Raw genomic sequence first — 18,282 nt, forward strand, 5'->3', positions numbered from 1 at the left:
CCTATCGCCATGGCCGGTTTGGCAGCGCACGCCTCCGCCGGGCAAAGCCTTGCGGCCAAATGCAGAGACACCCGTGCAGGAATGACCTCAGTGCAGGAAGAGGACTTTGACTGCGGCAGCGGTTCCGGCTGCCCAGAGCATGGAGGTGAGCGTGCCGATGATGAAGCGCTCGGCGGCCACCGGGGTTTCCTTCAACTCGGCGAACCTCCCAAGGCCCTTGATGGCAACGATGTAGGCGATGGCCACGGGCTGGCCGGCAAGGATGGCAAGGCAGACCCCCAGCCGCTCAAGCACGCCAATGATGGCACCACCGCGCAGGATGCGCTGGGTGGGCAGCGCCGGTCCGGCAGTAGCGCGTGACGCCGGCGCGCCCGGCGGTGCGGTCAGCTCACCGTCCACCGTTTGGCCGGCGGCTGCGCTGCCGGCGGCTTCGAGGCCGGCGCCAGGGGCGGACTCAACGGCATCATCCACGGTGACGTCAGCCGAGGGGTCCTGCTCCGCCTTGCGGATTGCCTCGGCCGCCTTCGCAGCATCCGCCCTGTCATCGATGGTCCTTGCCAGCTTGAACACCAGCGCGGTGACCGGCCAGCCGGCAAACCCGGCCACCATCAGGGCCACTGCCACCCACAGTGCAGTCACCTGTCTCCTTCGTTCCGGTTTTCAGTAGGGTCGTCGGCGCGCCGGGCCGGCTCCGCCAATGCCTGGGGCTCCCGGGGCGCCCGGTCATCCCTGGACGCATCAGCACCTTTGGGCACCCCGTCATCCTGCACGAAACCACCAATCTGCGAGTCTGCCCATGCAAGAAGCATCGCGGCAGCTGGCCTGGCCGCCCATTCTTCCTGCCAGCCGGACCGAAGTACGGTCCGGCTCACGGATTGTTCCGAGATGCCGAGTTCATGCGCCACCTGTTTCTGGCTTCCGTGCCGGCCCGGCCCTTGGCCGCAGGGTCCGTGGCGGCGCAGGGCATCCACGACCCGCCACTGGGCCTCCGTCCGGTCCTGGACAAGCCGGCCCAGCAGCCGGAGCACCGCCTCCGCATGTGCACACGCCTGGCTCCCCTCCCCGGCGGTGACACCTCCACCGGTCTTTCCCATGATGCCGGGCACCACTGACAACGGCACCTGCGCGCCTGCAGCTTTGGCCAGCTCAACTGCCTTGCGGGCGGCGACGAACGCAGTCCCGGTCCCTTCCCGGGGACTGGCGCCTGGAGCAAGAGAGACGGATCCGACGCCGATTCCCACGTACCAGCGCCCGCTCCGAAGTGCCTGCAGGGCTATCTCCACCACGCTGGAAGGGCCGTGCACTACTCCCTGGACTTCATCACCTACGGAACGTTCGAAGACCGGCTGTTCCGCTCCGGGAAGTTCGAGCCGCGCAATCCGGACCAGAAGGTCCGGGACGAGGTCTTGGCTGCCGGTGCTTCCCCGCTGGTCGATGGTCATAACGAACATTTCTCAACCATAGGTGGTTGATGCCAGCAGATCAATCAAATTTGGCTGATGTTTCCGGATCAACCCATCTTGGATCGGGAACCGAGGCTTACCCAAAGAGATTGACCGGCTTGACGATGTCCGCGTAGATCAACAGCGCACTCATACCCATCAGCAGCGCAGCCACAACGTAGGTGACGGGAAGCAGTTTGGCGATGTCGAAGGCCCCCGGGTCCGGCCGTCCGCGCAGCTTTGCCACCTTGCGCCGCACGCCCTCATAGAGCGCCCCCGCAACGTGCCCGCCGTCGAGCGGCAGGAGCGGGATAAGGTTGAACACCGCCAGGGCAAAGTTCAACCCGGCCAGCAGGCCAACGAGGGTTGCCACCCGGGCCTGCAGCGGCACAGCCTCCATGGCGGCGACTTCGCCCGCCACCCTGCCCACGCCCACCACACTGATGGGGCCGTTCGGGTCGCGCGGCTCTTCGCTGAAGGCGGCCTTGGCCACGCCCACCACGCGGGCAGGCAGGTTGAAGACGACGCCGGCCACCTGCCGGATGTTCTCCCCCGCCATGGGCAGGACGGACGACGCCGGCTGGGGCACCAGCGCGGTTTGCGCACCGATGCCAAGGAATCCCACGTCCTGGTACTGGAGGTTGCCGGCGGCGTCGGTGGCCTGGCGGCCGTCGTTTCCCATCACCGGACGGGCGGAAAGCACCGGTGTCACCGTGGTGGGTACTGGACTGCCGTCCCGCTGCACCGTAATGGCCACTTCCTTGCCTGCGGAAGCGCGGATCCACTCCGTCAGCTGGTCCCAGCTGGTGACGGCTTTGCCGTCGAAGGACGTGACGGTGTCGTTCGGCTTCAGTCCGGCGGCCGCGGCGGGCGTCAGTTGGCAGTCAGCGGAATCGGGGTCGACGGTTTGTCCGGCTGCCACCTGGCACTTGGAGACGTCCGAAATGGTGGTGGTGGCGGTGGCAACCCCAAAGCCCATGAGCAGCACGGCGGTGAACAGCAGCCCAAGGATCATGTTCATGGCGGGGCCCCCCAGCATGACGACGATCTTTTTCCAGACCGGCAGCCGGTAGAACACCCTGTTCCCGTCACCGGGCCCCACTTCTTCGTGGGCCATGGAGCGGGCTTCAGTGGCAAGCGTCTGGAACATGCCGGTGCTGGAGGGCCGCACCGTGCCGTCCTCCTTGTTGGGCGGGTACATGCCGATCATGGAAACGTAGCCGCCCAATGGCACAGCCTTTACGCCGTATTCGGTTTCGCCTTTCCGGCGTGACCACAGCGTAGGCCCGAAACCGATCATGTACTTGGTAACGCGGACCTTGAAGAGCTTGGCGGGGACCAGGTGCCCCACTTCATGGAGCGCAATGGACACAGCGATGCCCACGGCCACGAAGACGACGCCGAGGATGAAAAGTAGGACAGGGGTCATGGAGGTGCTGCTGCTTCCTAGAGACTGCTGACTGCTAAACGTTCGTGGGCGCGTGCGCGTGCCCAGCTTTCAGCATCCAGCACTGATTCCACCGTCAGCCCGGAAGAACCTGAATGTTCGCTGAGCACGGTATCGATCGTATCCACGATGTCGGTGAAGCGGATCCTGCCGGCATGGAACGCCGTCACTGCCTCCTCGTTGGCCGCGTTGAACACTGCAGGGAACGTACTGCCCTGCTTGGCGGCGTCCTTGGCAAGGCCCACGGCGGGGAAGGCTTCCGTGTCCAGCGGTTCAAAGGTCCACGTGGCCGCCTGCGTCCAGTCGCACGGGCGGGCGGCGTTGGGCACGCGGGCCGGCCAGCCGAGTCCCAGGGCGATGGGCAGCCGCATGTCCGGCGGGGAGGCCTGGGCGATGGTGGAGCCGTCAACGAACTGCACCATGGAGTGCACTACGGACTGGGGATGGACCACGACGTCGATCCGGTCGAGCGGGATATCGAACAGCAGGTGCGCCTCGATGACTTCCAGGCCCTTGTTCACCAGCGTGGCCGAGTTGGTGGTGACCATGACGCCCATGTCCCAGGTGGGGTGGGCCAGGGCCTCCTGCGGCGTGACGCCGTGGAGTTCCTCCCGGCTCCTGCCGCGGAAGGGGCCGCCGGAAGCGGTCAGGATGAGCTTGTCCACTTCAGCGGCGGTGCCGGAGCGAAGGCACTGGGCAATGGCGGAGTGTTCGGAGTCCACCGGAACAATCTGGCCTTCCCTGGCCGCGGCTTTGACCAGGCTGCCGCCCACGATCAGCGACTCTTTGTTGGCGAGGGCCAGGGTGGCGCCGGACTTGAGGGCCGCCAGCGTGGGTGCCAGGCCGATGGAACCCGTGATTCCGTTGAGTACCACGTCCGCCTCCACGGCAGCGATCCGCGCGGAGGCCTCCGGGCCGGCCACGATCTCCGGCCGGTATCCCGTGCGGCCGGCCGCCGCCGCGGCGTCGCGGATCAGCGTTTCCAGCCGGGCCGGGTCTCCCCCGGCAATTCCCACGGCTGCGGCACCGGTGTGGACTGCCTGCCGGGCCAGGAGTTCCAGGTTGCCGCCCCCGGCGCTCAGTGCCACCACCTCGAAAAGGTGCGGGGCGCCGTCGACGACGTCAATCGCCTGGGTGCCGATGGAACCGGTGGATCCGAGGAGGACGATTCTGCGTGGCTGCATTGGTTAAGTATCCCGCACCCTTCGGGCGCCGCCGCGCCCCGGCCAGTGCCGCTGGCCTGCTGCGCCTTGACCCGGGCAAGGCCGGGCGTAACGTGGTTTGCGTGGACTGGCTCTCATGGTTTGATGCGCCGGAGTACGAATTCGCCCGGCAGGTGCTGCAACGGGGCGTGGCGGCGCTGTACTTCGTTGCGTTCCTGTCCACGCTGAACCAGTTTCCCGCCCTGCTCGGTGAGCGCGGCCTGCTTCCGGTGCCGGAGTTCCTCGCCGCCTTCACGCGGTTACGCCGGCCCACGCTCTTCCGCTGGCGGTACTCTGACGGGCTGCTGCGCGGTGTCTGCGCCGCCGGGCTGGTGGTGTCGGCGCTGCTCGTGGCAGGGATCCCCCAGCTCGGCCCGCCCTGGGTCCCCCTGATTGCTTTCCTGGTCCTGTGGCTGCTGTACATGTCGATCGTGAACGTCGGCCAGACGTTTTACGGGTTCGGCTGGGAAATGCTGCTCCTGGAGGCGGGCTTCACCGTGGCCTTCCTCGGATCGAACCAGACGGAGCCGCCCCGGACCATCCTGATCCTGATCGTGTGGCTGGTGTTCCGGCTGGAGTTCGGTGCGGGAATGATCAAGATCCGCGGCGGCAGGGAGTGGCGGGACCTGACGGCGCTGTACTACCACCACGAAACCCAGCCGATGCCCGGGCCGCTCAGCCGGCAGGCGCACCTCCTGCCAAAGCCGCTGCACCGCATTGAGGTGGTGGGCAACCACATCGCCCAGCTGGTGGTGCCGTTCCTGCTGTTCGCGCCGCAGCCCGTGGCCGGCGTCGCGGCGGGAGTAGTTGTGGTCACCCAGCTGTGGCTGGTTGCCAGCGGGAACTTCGCCTGGCTGAACTGGATGGCGATCGTGCTGGCCTTCGCGGCGGTCAGCGATCCGGTGGCGCACGCCGTCATCCCGGCCATTCCCGCGGACTGGAATGCCGCCACGGGAGCCCGGCAGGAGACCCCGCCGTGGTGGCTGGCCATCACCCTGGCGGCGTCCCTCCTGCTGCTGGTCCTGAGCTACCGGCCGCTGCAGAACCTCTTCTCCCGCCGCCAGCTGATGAACGCCAGCTTCAACCGGTGGCAGCTGGTCAACGCCTACGGCGCATTCGGCACGGTGACGAAGCAGCGCATCGAGATCGTGGTGGAAGGCACCCTGGACGAAGCCCCTGGCGGCAGCTCGGACTGGCGTGAGTACGGGTTCAAGGGCAAGCCCGGCGACGTCCGCAGGATCCCCCGGCAATGGGCCCCGTACCACCTGCGGCTTGACTGGCTGATGTGGTTCCTGCCGCTGCGGAGCGTGCACGAGGAATGGTTTTACGCCTTCCTGGCCAAGCTGCTGGCGGCGGACCGGCAGATGCTGCGGCTGCTCCGGCGCGACCCGTTCGACGGCGACCCACCCCATTGGGTGCGCGTGCGCAGCTTCCATTACCGTTTCGCCAGCCGGAAGGAGTTCCGGGAGACAGGGAACCGCTGGGTGCGGACCTTCCTGTACGAGCCCATCCCGCCCACGTCCCTGCGGCGGCCGCAGGACCGGCAGCGGTAATTATGCGTGCGCGGCTGAGCGGCGGATGATCTCCTGGGCGTGCTTCAGGATGGGGCCGTCGATCATTTTCGCCTGGTACCGGAACACTCCGGAGCCAGCCGACTCAGCAGCATCCAGCAGGGCCTGGGCCGCTGCAACTTCGTCCTCCGACGGTGCGTAGGCCTTGCGGACAACCGCGGCCTGGCTGGGGTGGATGCACGCCTTGGAACTGAAGCCCGACGCCACCGCATCGGCTGCCTCTGCCGCCAGCCCGTCGAGATCTGGGATGTTCGTGTAGACGGCGTCCACTGCTTCCTTGCCATGCGCCCTGGCCGCCACCAGCACTGACGAGCGGGCGTGCAGCGCCACAGCCCGGTAGCCGCCGTCGTCCTTCCGGCTGGAAGTGCCCCCCAGGGAGGCCAGCAGGTCCTCGGCTCCCCACATGAGGCCCACCACGTTGGGGGCGGCGGCGATGGCCGGGGCGTTGAGGACGCCAAGCGCCGTTTCGCACAGTGCGATCACCTGGTAGCCCTCGAGCGCCTTGAGCTGTTCAGCGGATTCAGCCTTGGCGAGCATCACCGTCCGGTAAGGCGTGTGGGCCAGGGAGTGCAGGTCCTTCTCGAAGTCCCCGGTACCCACGGGGTTGACCCTGACGATGGTGCAGCTGGGTTCAAGCTCCGGCTCCACCCCGGTGGTTCCCAGCTGGGCCAGGATCGCCCCGCGGGCCCGCTGTTTGTCCGCCGGCGCCACCGCGTCTTCAAGGTCCAGGATGACGGCGTCCGCCCGGGCGGCAGCCTTCTGGTAGCGCTCAGGACGGTCGGCGGGGCAGAAAAGGAGCGCTGGGCCCATCACAAAAGTCATACCGGCATTGTCTCCTGTCCCGGGTCCTGCGTTGTTCCGTTCCGCGCCTCGTGATGGGCGTCCCGCGTCCACATCAAACAGCTGCGTGCGGCCCGTGCCACCACGGTGCCGTCCTGGTTGCGGCCGGTGTGTTCCATGGTGACGATCCCCTGGCCCGGGCGCGAGGCCGAAAGCCGCTTGCCCGTGATGACTGTCTCCGTGTACAGCGTGTCCCCGTGGTAGAGCGGGTGCGGGAAGGACACGTCCGTCAGGCCCAGCTGGGCGATGATGGTCCCCTGGGTCAGTTGGGTAACGGACTGGCCCACCATGGTGGCCAGGGTGAACATTGAATTCATCAGCCGCTGGCCGAAAGGCTGCCCGGCGCTCCAGGCCGCGTCCAGGTGCAGGGCCTGGGTGTTCATGGTGAGCGTGGTGAACAGCACGTTATCGGCTTCGGTCACGGTGCGTCCCGGCCGGTGGGCGTAGACCACCCCTTCCTCCAGTTCGTCGAAGTACAGCCCGCGCTGTTCGATGATCCGCCTGCCGCCGCCGGCTGCAGGGTTGCTGTCTGTGTCCTTGCTGCCGGCATGGTTGCTGTCCGTCATACGGTGAGTTCCCGGTCTTCCTCGAAGAGGTCGGCGCCGGTGGCTGCCACCACGTCCTGGACCGAGACGTTGGGGGCCAGTTCGCGCAGGACCAGCCGTGACGTGCCGCCCTCCTTGACGACGTCGATCACGGCGAGGTCGGTGATGATCCGGTCCACGCAGCCCTTGCCGGTCAGTGGAAGCGTGCATTGCTGGACGATCTTGGGATTGCCGTTGCGGTCTACGTGCTCCATCATCACGATCACCCGTTTGGCCCCGAAGACAAGGTCCATTGCCCCTCCCATGCCCTTGACCATCTTTCCCGGGATCATCCAGTTGGCCAGATCGCCGTTGACGGCCACCTCCATGGCGCCGAGCACGGCCAGATCCACGTGGCCGCCGCGGATCATGCCAAAGGACGTCGCCGAGTCGAAGAACGCCGCTCCCCTATTGACGGTCACAGTTTCCTTGCCTGCGTTGATCAGGTCCGGATCGAGGGCGTCTTCGGCGGGGTATGGCCCGACGCCGAGGATTCCGTTTTCGGAGTGCAGCACCACTTCCACCCCTTCCGGGATGTAGTTGGGGATCAGGGTGGGCATGCCGATCCCCAGGTTCACGTACTGGCCGTTGCGCAGTTCCCTGGCCACCCGCTCGGCAAGTTCATTGCGGTTCCAGCCTTTGGTTTCCGCCGCCGATGTGGAGTCGCCGGGACCGGCATGGTGCTGCGCTCCTGCCCGGCGGTACTCGGGACGTACGGCTTCCGGGCGCGGAGCCTCGGGGCTGTTGGGATCCATGGTCATGCTCCTGCCTGCTTGAGTGCCACCGTCCGCTTTTCGATCCGCTTCTCGCCGTCCTGGGCCAGGACCACCCTTTGGACGAAGATGCCGGGAGTGTGGATGTGTTCGGGGTCCAGTTCGCCGGGCTCCACCAGTTCCTCCACCTCGGCGATGGTGATCTTTCCTGCCATGGCACACAGCGGGTTGAAGTTCATGGCTGTGGCATGGAAGACAAGGTTGCCGTGCCGGTCACCCTTCCAGGCATGCACCAGCCCGAAGTCCGGGGTGAGGGACTCTTCCAGGACGTAATCCACACCGTCGAAGGGGCGAACTTCCTTGGGGGCGGAGGCCACCGCGATGCCGCCGTTGGCGTCGTACTTCTGCGGCAGGCCGCCGTCGGACACCTGGGTGCCAACCCCCGCCTTGGTGTAGAACGCCGGGATTCCGGCCCCGCCTGCCCGCAGCTTCTCGGCCAATGTGCCCTGCGGGGTGAGTACCACCTCGAGTTCACCGGCAAGGAATTGGCGCGCGAACTCCTTGTTCTCGCCCACATAGGAGCTGATGGTGCGGCGGATGCGCCCGTCCCGGAGCAGGATGCCGAGCCCCCAATCGTCAACGCCGCAGTTGTTGCTGACGGTTTCCAGGTCGGTCGTGCCGGCCCGGTGCAGGGCATCGATCAGGGCCACCGGGATCCCGCAGAGGCCGAAGCCGCCTACCGCCAGGGAAGCGCCGTCGGGAATGTCCGCCACGGCTTCGTCAGCGCTGGCAACAACCTTGTCAATCATCATTGATCCTTTCAGGCCGGCTACGGTCCCTGCGGCAAGCGCAGGGCTACAGTCCCAGTTCGCGGGCGATCAGCATCAGCTGGACCTCCGTGGTGCCCTCCCCCACTTCAAGGATCTTGGAGTCGCGGTAGTGGCGTGCCACGGTGAACTCGTTGATGAAGCCATAGCCGCCGAATACCTGGGTGGCATCCCGCGCGTTGTCCATGGCCGCCTCGCCTGCGACCATCTTAGCGATGGCCGCCTGCGTCTTGAACGGTTTGCCGGCCAGCATCCGGGCAGCAGCGTCGTAGTACGCCAGCCGGGCGGTGTGGGCCCGTGCCTCCATGCGGGCGATCTTGAAGGCGACGGCCTGGTACTTGCCGATTTCCTGGCCGAACGCCCGGCGCTCGCGGGCGTACTTGACCGACAGGTCAACGCAGCCCTGCGCGGCGCCGGTGGCCAATGCCGCGATGGCGATCCGGCCTTCGTCCAGGATGGACAGGAAGTTCGCGTAGCCACGCCCTTCAGTTCCCAGCAGGTTTTCCTCCGGCACCCTGACGTCCTTCAGGGTGAGCGGGTGGGTGTCGGAGGCGTTCCAGCCCACCTTGTTGTAGGGCTTTTCCGCCTTGAAGCCGGGCGTATCGGTGGGCACCAGGATGGTGGAAATCTCTTTTTGGATGGTGCCGTCTCCGCGTTCCTTCTGCCCGGTAACGGCCGTGACGGTTACCAGCCGGGTGATGTCGGTTCCGGAGTTGGTGATGAACTCCTTGTTGCCGTTGATCACCCAGTGGCCTTCCTCGCGCCTGGCATGGGTCTTGGTGCCGCCGGCGTCTGAGCCTGCCTCGGGTTCGGTGAGCCCGAACCCGGCGAGCGCCTGGCCGGAGGCCAGCATGGGCAGCCATTCCTGCTTCTGCGCGTCCGTGCCGAAGCGGTAGACGGGCATGGCCCCCAGGGACACGCCGGCTTCGAGCGTGATGGCGACGGACTGGTCCACGCGGCCCAGTTGCTCCAGCGCGAGCGCCAGGGCGAAGTAGTCCCCGCCCATGCCGCCGTACTCCTCAGGGAACGGCAGCCCGAACAGGCCCATCTCCGCCATCTGCTTCACCACTTCATAGGGGAAGCTATGCTCCTCGTCGTGCTTGGCAGAGACCGGGGCCACCACGTTGTCCGCGAAGTCGCGCACGGTGTCGCTGAGGTCCTGGTATTCCTCGGTCAGTTCAAAACCGGTCATGGTCAGGCTCCTTCGCCTTGCTGTGTGTCTGCGTCTGTGTCTGCGTCTGCGTCTGTGTCGGTGTCCGTGGAAGCGGGTTCCGCACCGGTGGGATGCGGGTGGACAGTGGCCAGCACCTGGTCGGCCTTCACCAGGTCGCCCGTGCGGGCCGCCAGGTGGACCGTCCCTGCCAGCGGGGCCACCAGATGGTGTTCCATCTTCATGGCCTCCACGGACACCAGGACCTCCCCGGCCTGGACCTCGTCCCCGTCGCTGACCGGGACTGCCACCACTGTTCCGGGCATCGGCGAGCGCACCTCGGGATCGGCGGCGCCTTTCTGGCGCTGGACGGCTGCGAGCACCCGCTCCAGCCGCGCCTCCCGGGTCAGGACGTCAAGCCGGCAGGACCAGCCGGCATTGCCGAGGAAGAGCTGGGTGGGTCCGCCCGGCAGGGGGTTGGCCCATGTTGGAGCCACCGGCCCTGCATAGACCGGCGCCATCCGATAGCTGCAGCGCTGGCCGTCGAGATCCAGCTCGATGCCCTGCCGGCTGGACCACGTCAGCGCCGCCCTTCGTTGCGGTCCGCCGTTCACGGCGACCACCACACCCTCTCCCCCGTTGGGACTGCCGCTGACCAGCACTGTTGCTACGCCGCCGTCGGGCGTTCCCAGGCTGACGCGGCGCGGTGCCGGGGCGCCGAGGCGCCAGCCGTTCCTGCCCCGCCAGGGCCCGGCCTCGGGGGCGGGGTCGTTTTGCGCTTCCAGGGAGAGAGCGTACAGCGCGGCGGCCACGAGTTCTGGATCCTGAACATGCCGGAAGTCCAGCCCGGGAAGCTTTCCTTCGATCAGCCCGGTGTCCAGGTGCCCAGCCTGGACGTCCGGATCATTGAGCAGCAGCCGCAGGTACTCGACGTTGGTCTCGATGCCCAGGGCCGTGTAGCCGGACAATGCAGCGTCCAGGGCTTCCAGGGCGGATGCCCGGTCCTCGCCCCAGGCAATCACCTTGGAGATCATGGGGTCGTAGTTCGCGGAGAGCTCCAGGCCTTCGACCAGGGAGGAGTCCACCCGGACAGGGCCGTGCGCACCACTCGGCAGTTCGTCCAGCTGGAGCACCGTCCCGGTGGAGGGGAGGAAGTTCTTTTCCGGCACCTCGGCGTAGACCCGTGCCTCCACCGCGTGGCCGGACAGTTCGACGTCGGCCTGCCGGAGCGTCAGTTCGGCACCGGCGGCGATCCGCACCTGCCATTCCACCAGGTCGATGCCGGTGACCATTTCCGTGACCGGGTGCTCCACCTGCAGCCGGGTGTTCATTTCCATGAAGTAGAACTCGTCCGGCGCATCGTCCGACACCAGGAATTCCACCGTTCCCGCCCCGGTGTAGTTCACGCTGCGGGCTGCATTGCACGCGGCCTCGCCGATGCGCGCCCGCACCTCCGCACCATTGGGCAGGCCCTCCAGCAGGGGCGACGGGGCTTCCTCGATGACTTTCTGGTGCCGCCGCTGCAGCGAGCATTCGCGTTCGCCCAGGTGGATGACGTTGCCGTGGTTGTCCGCCAGCACCTGCACCTCGATGTGCCGCGGCGTGGTTACCAGGCGTTCCAGGAACAGAGTGTCATCACCGAACGCTGCGCTGGCCACGCGCCGTGCAGTGGCCAGGGCTGCGGGCAGGTCCGCCGGTTCCTCCACCACGTGCATGCCTTTGCCGCCGCCACCTGCGGAGGGCTTGATCAGGAGCGGATAGCCGACGGCGGCAGCGGCCTCTACCAGGTCGCTGTCCGTCATGCCGGGCTTGGCAATGCCGGGGACCACAGGAACGCCGTAGCCCGCCACGTGGTTTTTGGCGCGGATTTTGTCGCCCATGACGTTCAGTGCTTCGACGCCGGGACCGATGAAGGTGATGCCCGCTTTGTCCAGCGCCCGGGCGAAGTCCGCGTTCTCGCTGAGGAAGCCGTAGCCCGGATGGACGGCCTCGGCGCCGGACTGCCGGCAGGCTTCGACGATCGCTTCGGTGTTCAGGTAGCTCTCGGCCGCGGCGGCCGGGCCGATGCGGACGGCGGTGTCGGCTTCGCGCACGTGGCGGGCGCCGGCGTCGGCATCGCTGTAGACGGCCACGGACCGGATTCCCAGGTGGCGCAGCGTTCGGATGACGCGGCAGGCGATTTCGCCCCGGTTCGCCACCAGGACGGTGCTGAACGGAGGCCGGTGGGCGGTCTCTGTGGTGCTTGTGCCTGTGGCGGTGCTGGTCTGCATGGTCATTGCTGGCTCACATCCGGAAGAGGCCGAAGGAGGTCTCCGGCAAGGGGGTGCGGGAGACGACGTCGAGCGCGAGGCCCAGGACGGTGCGGGTGTCGGCGGGGTCGATCACGGCGTCGTCCCAGAGGCGGGCGGTGGAGTAGTACGGGCTCCCCTGGTCCTCGTACTGCTGGCGGATGGGGGCTTTGAAGGCTTCTTCGTCGTCGGCCGGCCATTCCTCGCCTGCCGCTTCGTACTGGTCCCGCTTCACGGTGGCCAGGACGCTGGCAGCCTGGTTGCCGCCCATCACCGAGATCCGGGCCGCGGGCCACATCCACAGGAACCTCGGCGAGTAGGCTCGGCCGCACATGGAATAGTTCCCCGCGCCAAAGGAGCCACCGATCACCACCGTCAGTTTCGGGACGCGGGCGGTGGCAACGGCGGTGACCATCTTGGCGCCGTTCTTGGCGATGCCGCCCTGTTCGGCGTCCCTGCCCACCATGAAGCCGGAGATGTTCTGCAGGAACAGCAGCGGGATGCCGCGCTGATCGCACAACTCGATGAAATGGGCTCCCTTGAGCGAGGACTCGCTGAACAACACGCCGTTGTTGGCCACGATGCCCACCGGGTGTCCTTCGATCCGGGCGAATCCCGTGACCAGGGTGGTGCCGTAGTCCTTCTTGAACTCGTGGAACCTGCTGCCGTCCACCAGCCGGGCGATGACCTCGCGGACGTCGTAGGGTGCGTTGACGTCAGTGGGCACGGCGCCGTAAAGCCCGTCCGGGTCCACGGCGGGTTCGGCGGCGGGTTCCACCTGCCAGGCTGGAGCGGCGGGAGGCGGCAGGGTGGCCACGATGTCCCTGATGATCTGCAGGGCGTGTTCGTCGTTTTCGGCCAGGTGGTCCGTCACCCCGGAGACCCGGGAGTGGATCTCACCGCCGCCCAGTTCCTCAGCGGTCACAATCTCCCCGATGGCTGCCTTCACCAGCGGCGGTCCGCCCAGGAAGATGGTGCCCTGGTTCCGGACGATGACGGTTTCGTCACTCATGGCGGGGACGTAGGCACCGCCCGCGGTGCAGGACCCCATGACGGCGGCGAGCTGCGGAATCTTGGCGGCGGAGAGGCATGCCTGGTTGTAGAAGATCCGGCCGAAGTGGTCCCTGTCCGGGAACACTTCATCCTGCTTGGGCAGGAAAGCCCCGCCCGAATCCACCAGGTAGATGCAGGGCAGCCGGTTCTCCAGGGCGATCTCCTGGGCGCGGAGGTGCTTCTTGACGGTCATTGGGTAGTAGGTGCCGCCCTTAACGGTGGCGTCGTTGGAGATCACCAGGACCTGCCGGCCGTGCACCAGGCCTATCCCCGCGATGACCCCGGCGCCGGGGGCATCGTCGTTGTACATGCCGTTGGCGGCAAGGGGCGCGATCTCCAGGAACGGGCTGCCATCGTCCAGGAGCTGGTCGATCCGGTCCCGCGGCAACAACTTGCCCCGGGCCACATGCCGGTCCCGCGACTTCTGGGGCCCGCCCAGCGCGGCGTCCGCCAGCCGCTTCCGCAGGTCCTCTGCCAGCGCCAGCTGCGCCTCCCGGTTGGCGCGGAAGGACCCGCTTGCTGGGTCGAGCCGGGTGGCCAGGGTCTCCATCGACGATCCGTCCTTGTGTATGCCGGGCCGGCTCCGCGCCAACTCGGTTAGTGACTAATAACTGAAATTCAGGTTAGTCTCGATTAACTGTGATGTCCAACACACATGCTGCCTTGCTAGAATCTGCGTCGGCTCCAGGAGGAAAAGTGTCCAGCAATCCAGTCCGGCCGGTCCCTGCCGTGCAGGTCCCCACAACGCAAACGCCCACAACCCAGTCCCCTACAACCCAGACGCCTACAACCCAGCGCGGCAAGGCCAAGGAGAACCGGCGGCAGGCGTTGCTTTCTGCCGCCGCCTCGCTGTTCGCGGCCAACGGCTTCAACCGGGTCTCGCTGGAGGACCTTGGCGCGGCGGCGGGCGTGAGCGGGCCTGCGGTCTACCGCCACTTTCCGGGCAAGCAGGCAGTGCTGGCCGACTTGCTGGTCACCGTGAGCGAGGAGCTGCTCGACGGCGGGCGCCAGGTTGTGGAGCGCGCGGCAGACCCCCTGGCTGCACTGCGGGAACTGGTGGAGTTCCAGGTGGATTTCGCGCTCGGCAAGCCGGATGTGATCCGGGTGCAGGACCGGGACCTCAGCAACCTGTCGGAGCAGGACCAGTCCGCGGTGCGCACCCTGCAGCGCAGCTACGTGGAGGTGTGGGTGGACGTCCTGGCCAAGGTCCACCGCGGCACCGACGCCGCTGAGCTCAGGATGCGCGCCCACGCCACCTTTGGCCTGATCAATTCCACGCCGCACTCGGTCCGCAGCCACGGCAGGCGGATGGCGGCCGGCGTCGCCCGTCCCCTGCTGGAGCGGATGGCGCTCGCCGCCCTGACCGTCCCCTCGGCCTGACCCGCCCGGCACCGGGCACCACACGAAGGGCCCCGGCCCGCACAACCGGCCCCTGGCAGCACCGCTGATGCGGGTTGGGGCCGGTGATGTGCAGGTAGGGACCCGCTACACCATGGTGAGCACCATGCCCGGCTCGGCCAGGATTGCCCCGACGTCGGCCAGGAAGCGTGAACCCTGTTCGCCGTCCACCAGCCGGTGGTCGAAGGACAGGCTCAGCGTGAGCACCTGGCGCAGCGCCACCTCCCCCCGGTATTCCCACGGCATGGTGCGGACCGCGCCCAGGCCAAGGATCGCCGCCTCGCCCGGATTGAGGATGGGAGTGCCGGCGTCGATGCCGAAGACACCGATATTGGTGATGGAGATGGTGCCGCCGGAAAGATCGGCGGGCGTGGTCTTGCCCGCCCGCGCGGTTTCGGCGAGTTCCGCCAGTGCCTGGGCGAGCTGCGGGAGAGGCAGCGCATCGGCATCCTTGATGTTGGGAACGGTGAGCCCCCTGGGCGTGGCGGCGGCGATGCCCAGGTTCACGTAATGGAAGGTGACGATCTCCTGGGCCTCTTCATCCCAGCGCGAATTCAGTGCCGGGGTGCGCCGCAAGGCAATGAGGACAGCCTTGGCCGCGAGCGTCAGGGGCGTGAGCTTGATGCCGGCGAACGCCCTGCTGTCCTTGAGCTTGGCCAGCAGCTCAAGGCTGGGCGTGACATCCACGGTGAGGAATTCAGTGGCATGGGGCGCGGTGAAGGCGCTCTGCACCATGGCCGCCGCGGTGTGTTTCCGCACGCCCTTGATGGGAGTCCTGGTCTCCCTCTCCCCCGCACCGGTCCCACCGGCAGGCGCCCGCCCTGCCGTGATCGCGGCCGGCTGTTCCGCCTGCCCGGCATAGTGCTGGACATCTTCCCGGGTGATCAGCCCGCCTGGACCCGTGCCGGGGACCTGCAAGAGGTCCACTCCCAGATCCCTGGCCAGCTTCCGGACAGGAGGGGTGGACCGGGGGCGTTCGGCAGGCTTGGTCTCGGCCTGGGCGGATACGACGGCCGCGGTTGGGGCAGGTTCAACCGGCGTGGGGAAGTCAACCGGTTGTGTTTCCACAAGCCCTGCCACCGGGCCGAAGTTCCGCGCCCGGCGCGTGGGCCGTCCGGAACTTTCGACGACGGCGCCGTACCCCACCAGGTTCGGTTCCCTTTTCGGCGTGTCGCCGGAGTTGGAAGCCGCGTCGGCAGGCGGGGCGCCGGACGGCACGGAAGGTGAGCCGCCGGCGTCGTCCGCTACTTCGAAGGAGACAATTGGCTTGCCGACCTCCACCACGGAACCGGGCTGCTCGTGAAGTTCCTTGATGACGCCGGCGAAGGGCGAGGGCAGCTCCACCACGGCTTTGGCTGTTTCCACCTCGGCGATGACCTGGTTCAGGCTGACGGTGTCGCCAACGTCCACCTTCCAGCTGAGGATTTCGGACTCGGTGAGTCCCTCGCCCAGGTCCGGGAGCCTGAATTCCTTGATCATGGTGGCGCTCATCCTTCCAGCCCGCTCAGGGAGTTAGGGCGGCCCAGGGCACGGTCCACGCCGTCCAGGATGCGGTCCAGGCCCGGCAGGTGGTGCATTTCCAGCTTGGAGTACGGGTAGGGAATGTCGAACCCGGTGACCCGGACCGGGGCTGCTTCAAGGTGGTAGAAGCACCGCTCCGTGATGCTGGCTGCCACTTCCGCCCCGAGCCCGCCCGATTGTCCGGCCTCGTGTGTGACCACCAGGCGTCCGGTCTTCCGCACGGAGGCCACCACCGCGTCATAGTCCACAGGCGCCAGCGAGCGCAGGTCGATGACTTCGATGGAGATGCCCTCGTCCGCCGCGGCGGAAGCGGCGTCCACAGCAGTCTTGACCAGGGGCCCGTAGGCCACCAGGGTGACGTCACTGCCGTCGGTCAGTACCCGCGCCTTGTCCATCGGCAGGGCGGAGGCAGGGTCCACGGACTCATCCACCTCGCCTTTGTCGTGGTAGCGGCGCTTGGGCTCGAAGTACAGGACCGGATCGTCGCAGGCGATGGCCTGCTGGATGACCGTGTAGGCGTCCTGGGGGTTGGCTACCGTCACTACCCGCAGCCCGGAGGTGTGGGTGAAGTAGGCTTCCGGGGATTCGGAATGGTGCTCCGGTGATCCGATGCCGCCGCCGAAGGGGACCCTGATGGTGATGGGCATCTTGACGGCGCCCCGGGTGCGGTAGTGGAGCTTGGCCACCTGGCTGACGATCTGGTCGAACGCGGGGTAGATGAATCCATCGAACTGGATCTCCACCACGGGCCGGTACCCGCGGTAGGCCAGCCCCACCGCGGTGCCCACAATGGCCGATTCCGCCAGCGGGGTGTCCACCACCCGGTGCGTCCCGAAGTCTTTCTGCAGACCGTCCGTTACGCGGAACACCCCGCCCAGGGTGCCGATGTCCTCACCGAGGAGGACCACCTTTGAGTCGTTTTCAAGCGACTTCCGCAGCCCGGCGTTGATGGCACGGGCAAAGGTCAACTGGGTCATCAGCGTGCACCTTCCTCTGAGACGGCTCCTGCGGGATCGCCGAAGGACGCCAAATACCGGGCGTAATGGTCCTGCTGGCGTTCCAGCCACGAGTTGGGTGTGCTGTACACGTGCTTGAAGACGTCCAAGGGCTGGGGCTCCGGCATGGTGGTGCAGCCGCGGCGCATCTCCGAGGCAACGGAGTCGGCCTTGTCCTTGACCTGCTGCTGCAGCTCCGGGGTGAGGAGGCCTTTCCGGTCCAGGAGGCCGGCCAACCGGGAGATGGGGTCCTTGGCAGCCCAGTCCTCCAGCTCATTGGCGTCCCGGTAGCGGGTCGGGTCATCGGCGGTGGTGTGCGGCCCCATGCGGTAGGTGACAGCCTCGATGAACGTGGGCCCGCCCCCGCGCCGTGCCCGGTCCAGCGCCAGCCGCGTGGCAGCCATGACTGCCAGGACGTCGTTGCCGTCCACCCGGAGGCTGGGGATCCCGAATCCGGTGGCCCGGTCCGCGAGCTGGATGTGGGATTGGAGCCGTACGGGCTCGGAGATGGCCCAGTGGTTGTTGGTGCAGAAAAAAACCACCGGGGCCTGGAAGCTGGCGGCGAACACCATGGCCTCGTTGACGTCGCCCTCGCTGGTGGCCCCGTCGCCAAAGTAGGTGACTGCCACCGCGTCGGCACCGTCATTCTGGATCCCCATGGCGTAGCCAGTGGCGTGCAGGGTCTGGGCGCCGATGATGATCTGCGGCGTTGCCATGTTGATGCTGTACGGGTCCCAGCCGCCGGAGGCGTTTCCGCGCCATACCCTCAGGAGGTCGGTCAGGTCCACGCCACGGCAGTAAGCCACGCCGTTCTCGCGGTAGCTGGAGAACACGAAGTCGTCTGCCCGCAGTGACCTTCCGGACCCGACCTGGGCCGCCTCCTGGCCCAGGAGCGGGGGCCAGAGTGCCAGCTCACCCTGCCGCTGCAGCGCGGTGGCCTCCACATCGATGCGGCGGATAACGGTCATGTCCTCGAACAGGGAGCATAACTGCTCGTCGGTAATGTCCCTGACCCAGAAGTCGAATTCCGGGTGGCTGATGCGCTCGCCTGCCGGGGTGATCAGTTGGAGAAATTCCTGCCCCGGTCCGCCAGGATTTCCTGCGCTTCCGGGGGTTTGTGCGCCGCCATGGCCCGTTTCGTCTGTAGACACGATTGCCGCAACCTTCGTACGTTGGTGACCGTAGCTTCCCGGGCTTTTGGCCCCTCGCCGCCACCGGCCTTCCGGGCGTCATTGCCCCAGATACTGTGAC

The 18,282-nt window shown here is 67.2% G+C and carries 16 protein-coding genes; 2 read left to right on the plus strand and 14 right to left on the minus strand.

The annotated features are described in order from the left end of the window. Positions 1-87: 87 nt before the first annotated feature. The 4 genes from QF031_RS13030 to dxr form a co-directional block, all read right to left on the minus strand. Entirely contained in the window at positions 88-639 is a 552-nt protein-coding gene (locus tag QF031_RS13030; protein ID WP_307428702.1) for a hypothetical protein, read from the minus strand. Beyond that, positions 636-1,451 (minus strand): MarR family transcriptional regulator, encoded by an 816-nt coding sequence (locus QF031_RS13035; protein ID WP_307428705.1) that lies wholly within the window; start codon positions 1,449-1,451, stop codon positions 636-638. Before QF031_RS13035 ends, QF031_RS13030 begins: the two co-directional genes overlap by 4 nt. 88 nt (positions 1,452-1,539) lie before the next feature. Beyond that, positions 1,540-2,871 (minus strand): M50 family metallopeptidase, encoded by a 1,332-nt coding sequence (locus QF031_RS13040; protein WP_307428708.1) that lies wholly within the window; start codon positions 2,869-2,871, stop codon positions 1,540-1,542. Between the two features lie 17 nt (positions 2,872-2,888). Next, entirely contained in the window at positions 2,889-4,073 is a 1,185-nt protein-coding gene (dxr, locus tag QF031_RS13045) for a 1-deoxy-D-xylulose-5-phosphate reductoisomerase (RefSeq protein ID WP_307428710.1), read from the minus strand. A 101-nt stretch (positions 4,074-4,174) separates the two neighbouring features. Between dxr and QF031_RS13050 the strand changes: the two genes are divergently transcribed. Then, positions 4,175-5,644: a lipase maturation factor family protein gene (locus QF031_RS13050; RefSeq protein ID WP_307433342.1), complete on the plus strand. Its 1,470-nt coding sequence runs from the start codon at positions 4,175-4,177 to the stop codon at positions 5,642-5,644. Here the strand turns inward: QF031_RS13050 and QF031_RS13055 are convergent, their stop codons facing one another. From QF031_RS13055 to QF031_RS13085, 7 genes are read right to left on the minus strand one after another with little or no spacing between them, the layout of a single operon-like run. Then, on the minus strand, positions 5,645-6,484 hold the full coding sequence (locus QF031_RS13055; RefSeq protein WP_307428712.1) for an HpcH/HpaI aldolase/citrate lyase family protein: 840 nt from the start codon (positions 6,482-6,484) through the stop codon (positions 5,645-5,647). It lies immediately after the preceding gene. Then, on the minus strand, positions 6,481-7,068 hold the full coding sequence (locus QF031_RS13060) for a MaoC family dehydratase (RefSeq protein ID WP_307428715.1): 588 nt from the start codon (positions 7,066-7,068) through the stop codon (positions 6,481-6,483). The genes QF031_RS13055 and QF031_RS13060 overlap by 4 nt, the downstream gene beginning before the upstream one ends. After that, positions 7,065-7,847, minus strand: a complete 783-nt coding sequence (locus QF031_RS13065) for a CoA transferase subunit B (protein ID WP_370874509.1) — start codon at positions 7,845-7,847, stop codon at positions 7,065-7,067. The genes QF031_RS13060 and QF031_RS13065 overlap by 4 nt, the downstream gene beginning before the upstream one ends. After that, a complete protein-coding gene (locus QF031_RS13070; RefSeq protein ID WP_307433345.1) occupies positions 7,844-8,608 on the minus strand; it encodes a CoA transferase subunit A in 765 nt (254 codons plus the stop codon). Before QF031_RS13070 ends, QF031_RS13065 begins: the two co-directional genes overlap by 4 nt. 46 nt (positions 8,609-8,654) lie before the next feature. Beyond that, positions 8,655-9,818, minus strand: coding sequence for an acyl-CoA dehydrogenase family protein (locus tag QF031_RS13075; protein WP_307428724.1), 1,164 nt, complete (start codon positions 9,816-9,818; stop codon positions 8,655-8,657). Positions 9,819-9,820: 2 nt separating this feature from the next. Next, positions 9,821-12,052: an acetyl/propionyl/methylcrotonyl-CoA carboxylase subunit alpha gene (locus QF031_RS13080; RefSeq protein WP_307428728.1), complete on the minus strand. Its 2,232-nt coding sequence runs from the start codon at positions 12,050-12,052 to the stop codon at positions 9,821-9,823. A gap of 7 nt (positions 12,053-12,059) precedes the next feature. After that, a complete protein-coding gene (locus tag QF031_RS13085; protein WP_307428731.1) occupies positions 12,060-13,667 on the minus strand; it encodes a carboxyl transferase domain-containing protein in 1,608 nt (535 codons plus the stop codon). A gap of 146 nt (positions 13,668-13,813) precedes the next feature. Between QF031_RS13085 and QF031_RS13090 the strand changes: the two genes are divergently transcribed. Beyond that, entirely contained in the window at positions 13,814-14,497 is a 684-nt protein-coding gene (locus QF031_RS13090; protein WP_370874510.1) for an SACE_7040 family transcriptional regulator, read from the plus strand. A gap of 105 nt (positions 14,498-14,602) precedes the next feature. Here QF031_RS13090 and QF031_RS13095 read toward each other — a convergent pair whose 3' ends face one another. From QF031_RS13095 to pdhA, 3 genes are read right to left on the minus strand one after another with little or no spacing between them, the layout of a single operon-like run. Then, the gene (locus tag QF031_RS13095; RefSeq protein ID WP_307428734.1) at positions 14,603-16,006 is read right to left on the minus strand and encodes a dihydrolipoamide acetyltransferase family protein; all 1,404 of its coding nucleotides are present in this window, start codon (positions 16,004-16,006) and stop codon (positions 14,603-14,605) included. Continuing rightward, positions 16,003-17,013 (minus strand): alpha-ketoacid dehydrogenase subunit beta, encoded by a 1,011-nt coding sequence (locus QF031_RS13100; protein ID WP_307428737.1) that lies wholly within the window; start codon positions 17,011-17,013, stop codon positions 16,003-16,005. The genes QF031_RS13095 and QF031_RS13100 overlap by 4 nt, the downstream gene beginning before the upstream one ends. After that, positions 17,013-18,182, minus strand: coding sequence for a pyruvate dehydrogenase (acetyl-transferring) E1 component subunit alpha (pdhA, locus tag QF031_RS13105; RefSeq protein ID WP_307428740.1), 1,170 nt, complete (start codon positions 18,180-18,182; stop codon positions 17,013-17,015). The genes QF031_RS13100 and pdhA overlap by 1 nt, the downstream gene beginning before the upstream one ends. Between the last annotated feature and the right edge of the window lie 100 nt (positions 18,183-18,282).

This window comes from Pseudarthrobacter defluvii (assembly GCF_030816725.1).
Lineage (GTDB): Bacteria > Actinomycetota > Actinomycetes > Actinomycetales > Micrococcaceae > Arthrobacter > Arthrobacter defluvii_A.